13 protein-coding genes are annotated in these 15,614 nt (G+C 45.4%); 6 read left to right on the plus strand and 7 right to left on the minus strand.

What is annotated here, in order from left to right; translation table 11 throughout:
• The first annotated feature begins 91 nt into the window (after window positions 1–91).
• Window positions 92–859, plus strand: a complete 768-nt coding sequence (locus AC58VC_RS03875) for a DeoR/GlpR family DNA-binding transcription regulator (RefSeq protein ID WP_497367502.1) — start codon at window positions 92–94, stop codon at window positions 857–859.
• 82 nt (window positions 860–941) lie between these two features.
• Here AC58VC_RS03875 and AC58VC_RS03880 read toward each other — a convergent pair whose 3' ends face one another.
• The 4 genes from AC58VC_RS03880 to AC58VC_RS03895 all read right to left on the minus strand — a co-directional run bounded on the left by AC58VC_RS03880 (window position 942) and on the right by AC58VC_RS03895 (window position 7,380).
• Window positions 942–1,910, minus strand: a complete 969-nt coding sequence (locus AC58VC_RS03880) for a quinone oxidoreductase family protein (protein ID WP_497367503.1) — start codon at window positions 1,908–1,910, stop codon at window positions 942–944.
• A gap of 110 nt (window positions 1,911–2,020) precedes the next feature.
• Entirely contained in the window at window positions 2,021–2,443 is a 423-nt protein-coding gene (locus tag AC58VC_RS03885; RefSeq protein ID WP_497367504.1) for a VOC family protein, read from the minus strand.
• A 118-nt stretch (window positions 2,444–2,561) separates the two neighbouring features.
• Window positions 2,562–4,856: a chondroitinase-B domain-containing protein gene (locus AC58VC_RS03890; protein ID WP_497367505.1), complete on the minus strand. Its 2,295-nt coding sequence runs from the start codon at window positions 4,854–4,856 to the stop codon at window positions 2,562–2,564.
• A gap of 799 nt (window positions 4,857–5,655) precedes the next feature.
• Entirely contained in the window at window positions 5,656–7,380 is a 1,725-nt protein-coding gene (locus AC58VC_RS03895) for a putative bifunctional diguanylate cyclase/phosphodiesterase (RefSeq protein ID WP_497367506.1), read from the minus strand.
• 239 nt (window positions 7,381–7,619) lie between these two features.
• Here AC58VC_RS03895 and AC58VC_RS03900 point away from each other — a divergent pair, with 239 nt between their 5' ends.
• Together AC58VC_RS03900 and AC58VC_RS03905 are read left to right on the plus strand one after the other, a co-directional pair.
• Window positions 7,620–8,384 carry a phytanoyl-CoA dioxygenase family protein gene (locus AC58VC_RS03900; RefSeq protein ID WP_497367507.1) on the plus strand — a complete coding sequence of 255 codons (765 nt, stop codon included), beginning with the start codon at window positions 7,620–7,622 and terminating at the stop codon, window positions 8,382–8,384.
• 89 nt (window positions 8,385–8,473) lie between these two features.
• Window positions 8,474–9,304, plus strand: a complete 831-nt coding sequence (locus AC58VC_RS03905; RefSeq protein ID WP_497367508.1) for an AraC family transcriptional regulator — start codon at window positions 8,474–8,476, stop codon at window positions 9,302–9,304.
• Between the two features lie 8 nt (window positions 9,305–9,312).
• Here AC58VC_RS03905 and AC58VC_RS03910 read toward each other — a convergent pair whose 3' ends face one another.
• From AC58VC_RS03910 to AC58VC_RS03920, 3 genes are all read right to left on the minus strand, one after another.
• Window positions 9,313–9,945 carry an SGNH/GDSL hydrolase family protein gene (locus tag AC58VC_RS03910; RefSeq protein ID WP_497367509.1) on the minus strand — a complete coding sequence of 211 codons (633 nt, stop codon included), beginning with the start codon at window positions 9,943–9,945 and terminating at the stop codon, window positions 9,313–9,315.
• Between the two features lie 113 nt (window positions 9,946–10,058).
• Window positions 10,059–10,913 carry a helix-turn-helix domain-containing protein gene (locus AC58VC_RS03915; RefSeq protein ID WP_497367510.1) on the minus strand — a complete coding sequence of 285 codons (855 nt, stop codon included), beginning with the start codon at window positions 10,911–10,913 and terminating at the stop codon, window positions 10,059–10,061.
• A 30-nt stretch (window positions 10,914–10,943) separates the two neighbouring features.
• A complete protein-coding gene (locus AC58VC_RS03920; protein ID WP_497367511.1) occupies window positions 10,944–11,675 on the minus strand; it encodes a phytanoyl-CoA dioxygenase family protein in 732 nt (243 codons plus the stop codon).
• 181 nt (window positions 11,676–11,856) lie between these two features.
• On the opposite strand from AC58VC_RS03920, the gene AC58VC_RS03925 reads away from it, so the two are divergent.
• Genes AC58VC_RS03925 through AC58VC_RS03935 form a run of 3 tightly spaced genes read left to right on the plus strand, consistent with a single transcriptional unit; the run spans window position 11,857 to window position 15,609 of the window.
• Window positions 11,857–13,353: a spore germination protein gene (locus AC58VC_RS03925; RefSeq protein WP_497367901.1), complete on the plus strand. Its 1,497-nt coding sequence runs from the start codon at window positions 11,857–11,859 to the stop codon at window positions 13,351–13,353.
• Window positions 13,354–14,475 (plus strand): Ger(x)C family spore germination protein, encoded by a 1,122-nt coding sequence (locus AC58VC_RS03930; RefSeq protein ID WP_497367512.1) that lies wholly within the window; start codon window positions 13,354–13,356, stop codon window positions 14,473–14,475.
• 33 nt (window positions 14,476–14,508) lie between these two features.
• Window positions 14,509–15,609: a GerAB/ArcD/ProY family transporter gene (locus tag AC58VC_RS03935; RefSeq protein WP_497367513.1), complete on the plus strand. Its 1,101-nt coding sequence runs from the start codon at window positions 14,509–14,511 to the stop codon at window positions 15,607–15,609.
• The last annotated feature ends 5 nt before the right edge of the window (window positions 15,610–15,614 follow it).

The following is a 15,614-nucleotide window of genomic DNA, read 5'->3' on the forward strand; positions in this document are numbered from 1 at the left end:
TGTTATACTCTAATAACCAATCAAACAAACAAGAACAAACACAAATGCACGCACCTATTTTTATGGAAAAATGATAGAAGGCGGGAGAACGATGTTATCCGAGGTTAGACATTCCAAAATCATCGAACTGCTTAATCAGGCAGGATCAATAAAGGTTTCTGAGCTGAGTAAAGCCTATCAGGTGACGGAAAAAACCATTCGCGAGGATTTAGAAAAATTAGAGGCTTCCGGTATTTTGAAAAGAGTACATGGAGGAGCCGTTCTCGTAGAAAGCTCGAATTCGATGCTGCCCATTCATAAACGAAGAGTCCGCCAGCAAGCTGAGAAAGAACAAATCGCCGCAGAAGCTTATCAATGGATTGAGGACGGCCAGATCATCCTACTTGATGGAGGCTCTACAACGCTGGAGCTTGCGAAGCTCATCCAACACCGCGCCCTAACCGTGATTACGAATGACACGAAAATTGCCGCTACTCTAGCAGAAAGTCCTCATATCGAGCTGTGCATGTTAGGCGGCTACCGCCGTAAAGGCACTTATACGATTATCGGGCCTAGCGCCATTCAGATGGTGGATGAGCTTAATGTGGATATTGCTTTCCTTGGATGCACGGGCATCGACTTGGAACGGGGCATCTCCGTGTTTCACCGGGATGAAGCTGAGCTGAAGAAGCGAATGATCAAAGCTTCGAAGAAGAAGATTCTTCTAACCGATCACACGAAATTTGATCAGACTGCGCTGATTTCATTTGCTTCTCTGAAGGAGATTGATCTATTAATCACAGATGCTGAGGCTGACGATGCGTTAATAGCGAGGTATTCTGAGCAAGGGCTTGAGGTTCGCAGAGGGAACTATATGTAAGCTGCTGGAGCCTAATCAAATAGGGCCATCGTATCGCGAAGATGAACATTTTCTTCGTGATGTGATGGCCCTATCCACGTATTTATGGAATGAGCAAAATTTTCCCTGTGCTCTGTCTGCTTTCAATGAATCGATGCGCCTCAGCGCCATCCTTCAAAGGAAAGCTCGTCAGGCCGCCCATCTGAATGACGCCTTCACGCAGCGCTTGAAACAGCGCTTGTGCACGCTCAATTCGATTAGCCAAAGAGGTCACATGGTTCCACAAATCGCCGCCAGTTAGCGTCTTTGAAGAATCCATGAGCATTCTTGGATCTACGTGCGGTGGATCTCCACCTGCCATGCCATAGAAAACGACCGTTCCCTTCGTTCTCACGGCCGCAAAACTTTCCATCAACGTGGAGCCAACGGAATCGTAGATAGCGTCAGCACCTTGCTTCCCCTCCGTGAAGCGAATCACTTCTTGCACCCACTCCGTGTCGTAGCCGAAAACAACATCCGCCCCAGCTTGCAGCGCAGCCGCCTGTTTGGCTTCCGAGGAGGTCAACCCGATGACTCTTGCCCCTTTACTCTTGGCTAGTTGAATCAATATTTGTCCCACGCCTCCTGCCGCGGCATGAACGACGATATCGTCGCCTGCCTGAACCGGATAGCTGTCATTGATTAAGTAATGCGCCGTCATGCCTTGAAGAAGGACGCCAGCGGCTTGCTCGAACGTAATATCGGATGGCACCGGTATGGCGCGGTCAACTAGCACGGCGACCAGCTCGCTGTTCGCAAAAGGAACGTCACAGAAGGCGATACGATCGCCAACTTGAATATGCTCTACATCCGGTGAAACTTGCTCAACGACCCCAGCCCCCTCATAACCGAGTATAAAAGGTGGTTTTCCAGCCAAATGATAGTTGCCGCGTCTACGATAAACATCAGCGAAATTGAGTCCAATCGCCTTGGTTCTCACTATGATATGCCCTAATGCCAAGCTAGGATCAGGGATTTCTGCATATCGAAGCACTTCTGGTCCGCCAAATTGTTCAAATATTAATGCTTTCATCGTTTCCCTCCAACAGGCTCGTCTTTCGTCAAAATTGTATCACACCCCCTCTTTATTGCAAAAAAAAAGCGCTCCAGTTCAGTTGATCTGAAAAGGAGAGCTCTTCTATGTTACAACGGGTTTTCTCCCGTGCTTTGGAAAAACTCAAGAATTTCACCGTTTAAGCCTTTAACAAATGCAATTCTAACCGGAGTTGATGGATTGCTGCCTAAGACAACATCCTTCGGTTCCACAGTAACAATCGCGCCAGCGGCAACCGCTGCAGCAACAGCTTTGTCAACATCATTGCTGCGGAAAGCAACGTGGAAGTAAGATCCTTCGGGTTTCACTTCGCCTGTTCCTCCAGCAAAAACTTCCAAATAGTTACCATCACCGCTGTCTAGCAAAATAATTCGTTTATCGCCTTCGCCCCAGCTTGTCTTTACTGTAAAACCTAAGCCTTCGGTATAAAACTGTACGGTCGCCTCAAAGTCATTCGCCCTTAACGCAAGGTGGTGAAAGCCTCCGCCGCCTATTTTCTCATTGGTACCCACTTGAAAAGCCTCCTTTGTAATCAGTACATGCCCTACCTTCACGAGTATAACTGATTGCCAGGTGTTAGAAAATGAGTTACTTCGAGGTAACTAAGTTAACTTCACGTAATGAGAATGGTTATGGTGCAAGCGGTCCCACATTTGAAGTCGTAAGCGGAACATTCATTACCAAGCTGGTAGCATATTCATCCGCGCCGACATCGTTCACACCTGTACGGGATTGGCCGTCCATATCTGTTGTTACGAACGTGTACGAGCCAGTTGATACATTAATCGCCGGGCTGGATGAGCTTAACTTCTGCAGTCCCCCAGATGTGGTCAGCAACGGATTTACAAGGTTGATTTCTGCACTCGTTCTGGATTTATTGTTCAATGTGGAGCCGAAGCCGATGTTACCTGAGAATGTTGTATTGCTTGTTTTCACTTCATTGTAGAGCGTTCCTGAAGCATTCTTCACAATATTGTTGGCAATCGTGCTATCTACCGGAGCTTGTGTGTAATTACCGCCAATTACGATTCCCGTTGCACTGTTTACAATCGTGTTATTTACAATTTGTGCCCGATAAACTCGCCAGTGTTTGCTGAGGTCTGAACTGGTGAATGTATTCCCATTCGTACCGCCGTCAAAATCTCCTCCGTCCACGTTAATCGCGTCTGAATAACCGCTGCCTGTCAGATTTTCAAAATAATTATTGAAAACCTTATGGTCGTTGGCATACAATCGAATGCCCCCAATACCTGATTTCACCCCGTCCCCGAGGAAGAAGTTGCCGTAGAAGTTTTGCGCATGTCCATGACGGGAAGACAGCACGCCTTGGGAATTGCGGAATGTGTTATAGCGAACCGTGTTATGACCGCTTTTTACCGAAATATACTCAGGGTCGCCATCGCAGTTTTCAAATAAATTATACTGAATCGTCGCAAAAGCATCGGACATCGACAGCGTACTTACACCTAGCCGAATCGCTTCCATTTCATTCGTTGCACGGGGACCGATATCATGGAAGTAGTTGTATTCGATCGTGTCGTACTGCGAAATTTGCGTTGAAGAACCGTCGACTGTGATGAAATTGCCCAAGTCATGCTTGGGTCCGAATTCGTTGTGGTCAATCCGGTTATGATGGCTGTTGGCGCCGCCGATGTACACCCATTTAAGCGAATTACCATTTTCGGTCAAGGCAAATGTATTTCTCGTTACGCGCACATTATTACTTTGATCTAATTTTACCGCGGTATTGCCGGTGTTCGTAAATTTCAAGCCTTCAATCACCACATAAGAAGAGTTCGATACGATGAAATAAGCGCCGCCGGAAATGATTGCTTGTCCTGTGTTCGCGGCTTTGATCGTAATCGGGTTAGCCGCTGTGCCATTTTTTCCGCTTACACTGAAATTACCGCCATTCGTGTAGGTGCCATTGGCAAGCACAATGGTCGTTCCTGCTGTCGCACTGCTAATCGCCGAAGCCAGCTGGGCTGACGTGGAAACGCTCACCACTGTGCCTCCGCCTCCGCCGCTCGCTTGCGTTGTCGCTGAGGCAGGGGAGCTTGCTGCGGACACGTTATTTGCCGCGTCTTTCGATTTTACCGTGTAGCTGTAGGTCGTTGATGCGCTTAAGCCTGAGTCGCTGTAGCTAGTAGTTGCTGTAGAACCAACTAGCGATCCGCCGCGGAAAACATCATAGCCCGTGACGCCAACATTATCAGTTGAGGCCGTCCATGTCAGATTGATTTGGGAGCTCGAAGTCGCTGATGCGGACAAACCCGTGGGCACCGTCGGTGCTTGCGAGTCGCTGACGGCACTATCCGTTACGGAGACATCATCATACTCGACTGCCCCATTGGCATAAAAGCCAGGCACTCCGTTCGTCAAGCTGGTGTCCGTGCCTTGGACCATCAGTGTGCCATTCACGTAACCTTGCACGGATGTTCCATTCACCACAAGCTGCAGATTATAAAACGTAGATGTATTCGCGGTAAAAGGAACCTGCTGAATCGTCGTTGTGGAACCGCTTACTTTTTTATTTAAGAGTAAATTGCCATTATATAAGATTAAGAAATAGTAGTTATTACCGTTCGTATAACGAGCTACAATTCCGTTCCGTACGCTAGTAGAGCCAACTTTTACTTTCGCAGCGTATGTGTAATTACTCCATGAGGAGGTACCGTTTGTAACAATGTACGTGTTGGATGTGGACGACGTTTGGGCAGCCACTTTGCTGCCGTCTGTTGCGATGCTCCATGAGCCATTTCCGGAAGCGTTCGTCCAAGCTCCAGCAGGGAAGCTGCTATAGGACTCAAAGTCATCCGTTAAGAGAGTAGCCGCAAACGCAGGTGTAGCTAGGGGCAGCAGGGAGAAAGATAGCATACAGCTTAAGGCAAATGGGATGACTTTTTTCGATTTTAACATTTTCATCATCGAATGCTCCTAACGTATAAGTTATTTGTAAAAGACGATATCTAAACGAGCCTCCACTTTATGTATGCGCTTTCTAGATGTTGTATAAAACGGCTTCCTGCTGAACTACTTTCAATAACTGCGCTCAACTCCTCCATCCTACTCCGACTAAAATAAAACCAATTCAGACAATATAAAACAAATGTGAACAACTTTTATTATAACCAACCCTTTCCAGATGGACAGGGATAATTCTAGGTCCTGTTGTGTTTTATTTAGCTAATTAGTGTTAAGGCGGGCGGGCATGGGCTGCAACGACTCGCTTCCTCCACTTGCAAGGCTTCTAACGATGTTTTTCATCGTTAGGGGGCCTCCAGAGGGCTCGCTATGCGCTCTAACGATGTTTTTCATCGTTGGAGCTGAGGCAATGACTCGCTTCCTCCACTTGCAAGGCTTCTAACGATGTTTTTCATCGTTAGGGGGCCTCCAGAGGGCTCGCTATGCGCTCTAACGATGTTTTTCATCGTTGGAGCTGAGGCAACGACTCGCTTCCTCCACTTGCAAGGCTTCTAACGATGTTTTTCATCGTTGGAGGGCATCCGACGGGCTCGCTATGCGCTCTAACGATGTTTTTCATCGTTGGAGCTACCTTCTCCTAGCGCTCAACACCGTAGCTCAACACCAAAAGGACTAACCAAAGGTCATACTTGACCTTGGATAGTCCCTTTGGATTGACCTTTTTAATTGACCTTTTGGATAGTCCTTTTGGATAGACCTTTCAATACTCCTATTCAATAGTCCGATAGATCAGCTTAAATCACCTACACACACTATGCCAATCCTCATTCTCCCCCAACACCTTCTGCTTCGGAAGCAAAGCGCGATCCGTCGGCTTATTGATATAATAGCCTTGAACGCCCCAACATCCCATTTCCTTCAGCATCATGTACTGCTCATAAGTTTCAATGCCTTCGGCGATAACTTGTAACTGCAGCGCGTTCGCCATGGCCAGCATGGCAGCGATTAACGGAGCATTACCATCCGCAATGAAGGATCTGTCAATTTTCAATTTATCAATTGGCAGCAAGGTTAACATGCTCAGAGAGGAATAACCCGTTCCAAAATCATCCAACGCGATGGTAAAACCATGAGCACGCAGTTGATGCAGCGTTTGCTGAACATCCTGCATGGAATGTGCGGTCGTGCTTTCCGTAATTTCAAGTTCTATGGAAAGAGGAGCTACCTCCTCTTCCTCCACGATTTGCATCATTTGATCAACGAAATCCTCTTCGTTCAACTGAACTCTGGAAATGTTGACCGATACTTTAAACTCGGCACCATATTCCTTTTTCAAAAGATGCCAATCCTTGCAAGCTTGCCGAATAACCCAGTAACCAATATCGACAATTAATCCTGTTTCCTCAGCAACTGGTATAAAGCTATTGGGCTGGACGATCCCCCTGGAGCTGCAGTTCCATCGCAAAAGCGCTTCCGCCCCGATCACTGCTTGCTTCGCCGGATGATAGATCAGTTGATATTGCACATACAGTTCTTCTTTTTCAATTGCCTGAGAGAGCGCAAGCTCGTGAATAAAATTTTCAACATGATCATATTTGTAAGCGGCTTCGTAAATATGAAATCTTTTTCTCCCAGCGCCTTTCGCCTTGTATAAGGCAATATCCGCTTGCTTGAGCATGGTCTGAATGCTCTCATCTGCCACTCTCAGCGATACCCCGATACTCACACTCAGCTTCATTTGCCGATCATTTACGTTGAACGGTTTCTGAAAGAGCTGAATGATCTGTTCTGCTGTCTGTTCTGCTGTCTGTTCTGCTGTCTGTTCTGCCGTCCGTTCTGCTGTCTTATCTGCCGTCTGCCCCTTCTGCTCCGCTGGTTCCAATTCTTGATTGGCTACAACGATAAACTCATCTCCGCCCAGACGTACCAGTATATAATTAGCGCCAAACTGTTGAATGAGACGATTCGCAACCTCTACGAGAACGGTATCCCCTACATCATGTCCGAACATATCATTGATATTTTTGAAATCATCTAAGTCAAGCAAATACAAAGTAGCTGGCTGTATCACATGTTCGAACAAGTATCTCCGGTTGTACAGCCTGCTAAGCTCATCATGATACGCATAGTCATAGAGTAAATTCTCATGAATTTTCCGCTCAGTTATGTCACGCGTTACAGTGAAAATATATGTCAGGTTATCATTTCCATCAAAAATAGGGGTCAAAATGCTTTCCCCGCTTAACATGCCATTGGGCAGCACAAAGCCATCTTCATATTTAATCGTACGCCGCTCTTTGACCACTCGCATGTATTTCTTATGTAAATAGTTGGCCATATGACTTCCATGCGTATCAAAAAATGTCAGTCCTACGTCTTCCATGGATCTCCCACTAAAGTGTGTCGCAGCCCGATTCACGTAGTAGTACTTCAAATCGGCGCCATCCACCTTCATGATGTAAATCGAGTCTTCAATATCATCCAGCATGTGTAGGAGTAAGCTTGCATCTAGTAATTGTTTCATTCGTTGACCCCTTTACCCATCACAACGTCCTCATCTATAGCTTGAAATTGCAAAATATACTATTCGCCAAACACGGCTGTATTCCTCCCATTTTGGCGCTTGCCGACAATTCTCCAGGGGCACTATAAATAATCGTTTTGTGCTATTCATAATCGTTTTCATCACTTATGTTTCTTTCGTCATCACCTTACAATAAGGTTATAAGTAATTTCAAACTAATCCTACTGGAGGTTTTGTACATGATTACTAAAGGAAGCCCCTTCTCCATCGAACAATTTCGCAATGAAGGTTACAGTGGTCCCCTGCAAGGATTATCACTGCAAGAAGCCGATATGTACTATAATTGTTTCTTTGATGTTATCGATCAGTCCAAGTACGAGCCCGGTCCAACCAAAATGAATCTTTCCGCATGGCATCAAAACCATCATTGGGCTTATGAATTGGCCACCCACCCTAGCATTATTACAGCAATGAAGCAAATACTTGGTGAAGACCTGGTTCTATGGGCGATGCACTTCTGGTACAAGGAACCTAATAATGATAAATTCATTCCCTGGCACCAGGACATTAACTATTGGCCCATGGAGCCTGCGATTAATGCAACCGCATGGGTAAGCCTTGGCTGGTCAATCCGTGAGAACGGCTGTTTGCGGGTCATTCCGGGAACTCATAAAGCTCATGTTGCGCATGTCTCTACAGGGACGGATCAAAGCGCCTTCTCAGAAGGCTTGCCCGCAGAAGCAATTGACGAGTCGAAAGCCGTTGACCTCGAAATGTCGCCTGGTCAAATTGCCTTTTTTAATGAAGCAACTTTCCATGGCTCTGAAAAAAATAACTCGAACATACCTCGCGTAGCTTTCTCTGTGCGCTATACAACACCTGAAGTGAAGTTTCTTATGGAGGAATGGGGCGGCGACACATCGCGTATCCGCACCTATCTGGTACATGGGGAAGACAAACCTAATCGGAATGAAGCCATTCGGGGTGTCATACCGCAGAAATAACCGGCTAATAGTTCTTTTTTCATGGAAACCCTCATGCTACAATAGGCTAAAAAAGACAAAGCGGAACGCAAAGCGAGGTGGCTGGTACATTGAACTCTTATCAATTAATTATTGACTCTCTCGACATTCGGTTCTTGCATATTAAACAGTACGAACTGAACTACAAATGGCAAGCCAGTCACCGCACGCTGCACCATTCCGTTCTGTGGATTGTGCAGCAAGGCAGCTTCCTGCTTGAAGTCGATCATATCCGGTATACCTGTAAGGAAGGTCAAATCTGCATCCTGCCCGCCCATACGGATATTAGCTACCATGCGATTTCCAGTGAGCTTGCGCTAACTAGCATTAATTTTGATGCTGAAATCTCTCTACTGAGCAATCGAAGCTGGGGGCATGTGCTTAATTTACCTGTCGTATTCGATCAGGCACAACACAATGTGCAATCCCCGATTCGTGATATGCTAACCCATATCGGGGACAACTCACCGGTGATTTCCCTGCTCATGCAGTCCTCTCTCTTGCGTATTCTCTATGAATTGATGAATCGCGAGATGGCGGATCAGCCGATTTCTCCCTATACGCATATGGATAACCGAATTCATACGATCATCCATTATCTGCTCTCCCATCCAAGCCGCATGCCTGAGATTAGGGAACTTGCGGAGCTTGTGCAGCTAAGCGATTCGCACTTGCGCAAATTGTTTATCAAACAAACTGGCCAAGCACCGCTCCATTTTGTACATAGTCTAAAAATTGAGCAAGCAAAAAGGCTCCTCGCTACAAGCGTGAAGCCGATCTCTCAAATCTCTTATGAACTTGGCGTAGACAATGCCAACTATTTCACCCGGATGTTCAAGGCCAAATCCGGACTTACTCCGCTGCAATATCGTCAGCAGTATGGTTTATGGCTAAATGAATAAGAACCTATCTACTCGATAGCACCGACAGCCTGCAGCCAAGCTTTGGCAATAAGAGCATGTCCAGCAGGAGATGGGTGTACGCCGTCCGGCGCCCAGAATGCGCTTTCAGCTCTCGTAGAAGCTTGAGCAAATAAGCCATCTAAACACACTAAACGTGCATCGAACTCTCTGGCTAATTCACGGACCACCGTGATTTTGGGATCGAGGTCTTCTCTCCACTGTTTGCGATCTTCGGGTACAGGCAGCACAAAAGGTTCAATAAGCACAAGCTTTGCGCCTGTTTCTGCTGTTTGCGTCAGCAAATCACGGTATCCCGCTTCGAAGCTCTCCGTCGATGTCGGATCATTACGATCATAACGTCTCCACGTATCATTAATCCCAATATAAATAGACACTAAATTAGGCTTCAAATTCAAACAGTCTTGATCCCAGCGCTGCTGCAAATTGACAACACGATTGCCCGATATTCCTCGATTGAGGAATTGCACCTGTTTCTCCGGATATTTGGCAGAAAATTGAGCCGCTGCCATCAGGGCATAACCTCTTCCCAAATCATTGCCATTGTCTCGAACTCGCCCTGCATCCGTAATACTATCTCCTTGAAATAAAACGACATCCCCTTGACCAATCCATGCTGACATATGAATGTTTCCTCCCCTTTATCCCTTGATCCTTTTGAAATTACCAAAAGTTGCCTAGAGTATAGCACAAGCTATTAGGGCTATCAATTGTAATATTTGACTAAATAAACTAGTTAAAATTCGGTGGAGCGCTGTTTCTGGACCATCCTCGGCGTCTGACCAAAGCGCTGCTTAAATACGCGCTCAAAATGCGTTAAAGTATGAAAACCCGAAGCATAACAGATTTCCGTAATCGGATAATCGGAAGAAATAATTAGGGATTTAGCAAATTTCAAGCGGAGATCCTGTAAATAAGTTTGGAACGGGATCCCTGTTGTTTTGCGAAAAACGTGTGAGAAATAATTCGGCGCGAGACCTGCCTGTCTGGCAGCTTCTTCCAGCGATATGCCTTCACGGAAGTGATGATGGATATGGAGCAGCGCTCTTTGCACATCAGGTTGCTTCTGGTGTACGATCTTATCCTCATGCCGCTTAGCAGCGGAAGTCGTTCTCGCTACATAGAGGAGAATACGTTCCAGCGAGCCTTTCACGATATGTTTGTGACCCATCTTTTGATGCTGGGACTCTTCCCAAATTAGGCGAAATTCGGCTTCAATGGTTGCAAAACTCTCCCTCATATCCGCATTCCAATAGTCTCCCGCTTCCTGAAAAAACAACGTTTTCATCTCCCCGCTAAATAAATCATCGGAGAAGACGAGGTTGTACAAATGCAGCGTTTCACTCGCAAGAGGAGCGATTTCGTGAAAATCCGCCGGGGTCAGCAGAAACAAGCTGCCAGGACGCAGCTCATAAGAAACACCGTTGACGACATTTATGCCATTCCCCGCACACACAAAGCAAAGCTCATAGAATTCATGCCAATGCAGCTCGCAGAGTCGATCAACATGCTGTGTATATATTTGAAAGGACTTGGACGGATGAATAAACTTCTCGCTCGTTAATCGCTCTGGCTGATCTTTTCTACGCATCCGATCCCACTCCTCTCGTTTTAAGCTCTATTACACGTTGGCATAATGATTTCCTGCTAAATCCTTTCCTCTAGCCAACCACACCTTAAAGTTATTGTTTTTTTCTTGAAAGACCTTCGTATCCGTTGCAAAATAGCGCATCGTATATCCGCAGCGTCGGTCAGCGCTTCTATTCGGGTCAGCTCCGTGAGCAATCCGTGCATCATGCAGTGAGCACTCGCCTCTGCCTAGTTCAAAGTGAACGGCTTTGGAGGTGTCCAAATTTTTGATTTGCGTATTAAAAAGATTTTTCGTACCGTCAACCGGCTCATACTCGGAGAATCCATTACTATGGGTGCCAGGAATAACCTGCATACACCCGTTTTCCTTGCTGCTAGGATCGATGGCGAGCCAAATGGTTACGATTTTGTCCAGCCGGTCTACACGTCCACGCCAGTAAGCGGAATCTTCATGCCAAGGCGTAGCTCTGCCGACAAAAGGATCTTTGCATATAAAATGACTGGACCATAGTCCAATATTAGGCCCTAGCAACGGTTCAACTAGATCAAGCGCTTCGTCCGAGAGCAGGAACTTCAGAAGTCTTTCATCGCGAAAATGCGGCGTATCTAACTCATCGGACAGCTTACTGCCTTTCTGGGCCAGTTGATCCTCAAAAATAGCGGTTAATTCCGCTAGTTTCTCCGCAGAGAATAGCTGCTTATGGTGCAGCAAGTACCCATTCTTTTTATAAAAAGCTACCTCTTCATTCGTTAATTGGCTCATCTCATATTGCCTCCCTATCCTCACATTGCCTACATGTTTACTATACTTCTGATTATGAGTGAGGACTCATCCTATCTTACTTAGAAGTTAGCGTATGTTAAGGTCGGAACCTAAATGATTATGGGGGAAGATGCATAAAAATCAGCAAATAACAAAAAATACCAACAAAAAGGAAGAATGGATGACATGCCCGATGCTGAATACGAAGGCCGAAGATATAGAACAACTACTCCTACTCGCAAGAAGGTCCAGCGACTTTATCAGCAGCACAGTTTCATTCACTCAGCCTCCGCTAATCATACATTATTATAAGACACTGATTGATGAACATCTTCTGCAAGAGCAGTTGCTGCGTGCGATTGAGAGCAACGCGGCAGGAACTGACATTCAACATCTGAATGATTTAAAACAACTGATAACCATTGAAGGTATCCACATTACCGACCAAATAGCGGAAATCCAAGCTAAACTTTTTCAGGGATATGCAATTATCCAAAAAGATGAGCATGACGCTTTATGCGCGTTAATTCCATTAACCAGTAAAGCAGGACTGCGCAAAAGCAATGATACGGATAACGAATTCAGTGTGGTGGGTCCCAAGGTTGGATTTGTCGAGGACCTCGACATCAACCTGCATCTGCTTCGCAGCCAGTTCACGATCCCTAACCTTATCGTGAAGACAATGACGGTCGGCAGCTTATCGAATTCCAGAGTCGCAATTGTTTATATTGACGGCATTACGAGCAGAGAAAATGTGGAAATCATCGAGCAGCGATTAAGAAGCATCGATTTTGAAGTGGTCTTCGATACTTCGCAATTGGATCAGATCATTTCTGACAATTCACTCTCGCCCTTTCCGTTATTTGTATCAACCGAGAGAAGAGACCGTGTCATCTATTCATTAATTTCTGGCCAAGTTGCCGTGATGAGCGATGGGTCACCCTATTTTATTACAGGACCTTCTACGCTGTATGATTTCTTCATTTCGCCGGAAGATTATTACTTACCTTGGATCTTAGGCTCTTTTTTCAGGATCATTCGCATTTTCGGTGTTGTATTTTCACTTTTTGCGTCTGCCTTGTATACAGCAATTACAACCTTCCATTACGAGGTCATTCCAAAGGATCTGCTGCAGCCGCTTATTTTCTCCAGGCAAAATGTGCCGTTTTCTCCGGTACTAGAGGTGCTTTTTTTGGAAATCACCATTGAATTTCTCCGAGAAGCTGGAGCCAGGCTGCCCACCAAGATCGGACAAACGCTCGGTATTGTCGGCGGTATTATTGTCGGACAAGCTGCCGTTGAAGCTGCACTCACGAGTAATATCTTGATCATCATCGTGTCATTATCTGCGCTGGCTTCCTTTGCAACACCTATTTACAAAATGTCAAATACGATCCGCTTTCTACGATTTCCTGTCATCATTATGTCCTCGTTCTGGGGGGGAATCGGGTTGATTTTCGGTATCTGTTTTATCCTTATTCATATTACAAGATTGACATCGTTAGGCAGCCCTTACACAGTCCCCCTCTATCCTTTGCGGCCTAAAGATCTTAGAGACAGTTTTATTCGTTCTTCCTATCAATATACAAATAAAAGACAATCCTATCTGAAACCGGAGACGATACTCCGATACATTCCTAAACCCAGGAAAAAGAAAAGCGATTGGGAACAGGAATAAATGCGCTGGAAAGGAGCGTTAGCCTGCATGGTCTATAAAGCTGCTATGGCTCTATTCTCATGTGTAGTTGTAGTTGGGTGCAGCAGCAACCAGCAGATCATCAATAAAATTCAGCTTGTGCAAACCGCCGGTTACGACAAGATTGGCGATCGCTCACTCTGTTCGGTCATCACATCCAACTATACGGAAAAAGGAAAAGTCAGCTCACAGCTGCTGCTAACCAACTCTGACTCCAGTTTTGATATGATCCCACGCTTAAACACCAAAACGAGCAAAACCATTCAGTACGGACAAATGGGCATGGTCATTTTCTCAAAAGCTTATGCAGAGATGGGAATCGGGCCGGTAATTGGCGGTTTCTGCCGTGATCCGAAGATAGCAAGCAGAATTCAGATGGGTGTATCGGGCATGGAGGCTTCTAAACTGATGGCTGTCGCTAATAAAGCGCAGGAATCGCTCTTTCTCATGCGCATGGTTGATCAAAATATCCAATCAGGCAACCTGCCTAGAGTGAATTTCAAACATATCTTATTTAATTATTATGGAGAGGGGCGCGATATTTTCCTGCCCTATTTCACCGTCGAAAGCGGTTCAGTGAAAATTGATGGTTTAGCGCTATTTAAACAGGATAAATTCGTGACTATGGTGAGCATTAGAGAAGCCTTCCTCCTTAAACTATTGACAGATTCTTCTCGAAACGGAAACTTGCTGATGCCTATGAAAAGCGGTAACGACAATGCGACAATTCACGATTACGTGCTAATGAAAAGCATTGCTTCAAAGGTACATTATCATTACAATACATCTACCCCTGATCCTGTCGTTGACATTGCCCTAAAAGTCAGGGTGATGGTCAAAGATATCCCGACCTGGCTGAAGTTCGATACGAAGGAGCAGATGAATGAATTTGAACAACAGCTCGGCAACTATTTAGAAAAAGAAGTCCAGGACTTTATTGCGCTCTGCCAGTCCAAGAAGGTAGATCCAATTGGACTTGGCGATTTCGTCAGAAGCCGATCAAGGAGCTGGAATGAAAAAGAATTCTATGCTGCTTATCCGCAGCTGCGAACTCATGTAACGGTTAAATTATCTGTCGAGCAAAGCGGTGTTGGGGAATTATAAGAGCAACATGAGTAACAGGGGGGAACTACAACTATGAATCAAGAAGTAAATAAAAAATTCTCGGTTTCTCCTTACCTGCTTTTTTTCATTATTTATTCCAGCGTGATTGATGTCGGTATGATGTATTTTCAGCGTGAATTGGTCCAAGATGCTGGGTATGACGCTTGGCTTTCTATATTAATTGCGGCTGCTGTCGTGCATCTCACCGTCTGGATGATGTATAAGATTCTATCGAGCAATAATCAGCCTGATACAACGATTGTGTCTCTTAACCGCCGCTATTTCGGTAAAATGATTGGGACTGGCTTTAACCTGGTCATTGCGCTATATTTCAGTTTTGGCGCTTTTTGTACATTTAGAACCTACATAGAGGTTGTTCAGATTTGGATATTTCCCTTTATGCAAATGATGCCACTCACGTTGGTTGCGCTTGTACTCATTTATTATACCGTGTCTGGAGGTTTTCGAACGGTTACTGGGTTAAGCTTCTGGGCAACTTGCAGCATATTTCTTTTTATTGCACCGCTGACAATGATGGTTATTCCCTATTTGCATCCGCAAAACTTGCTTCCTATTCTCAATCATTCGACGGAACAAATCCTCAAATCTACCGAAACGATGTTTCCTCACTTTCTAGGATTCGAAGTGCTTTTGGTCATGTATCCATTCATCGAACATCAGTCCAAATCACAAAAATGGACGCAATTGGCCATTGTAACCGCAATTGGTATGTACATGCTGGTGTGCCTTGTTGCGTTCATGTATTACAGCCAAGGCCAGATTATTCACACCATTTGGCCGACACTAAACATGATATCGATCGTCGAATTTCCTTTGATGCAAAGAGTGGAATATCTGGTAATCTCGATTTGGTTTATTAAAATGCTAGCCAATATCTCGCTGAGCTTGTGGTCATCTACGCGCAGTTTGAAGCTTGCAATCCGCGCGAATCCACGCATTTCCTTGATCATCATCCTAATCTTGTTCATAGGCGGACAGCTGATTGTGAAAGACCATGACCGATTACAGTCAGTGAATACTTTCTATGGTTTGACAGGCATATATTTCACTGCTGTGTTCATCCCCCTCATGTTTATCATCACTCGGTTTAAAAAAGGAAAGAGGAGTCAGTAGCATTC

The organism is Paenibacillus sp. J22R67 (assembly GCF_059692175.1).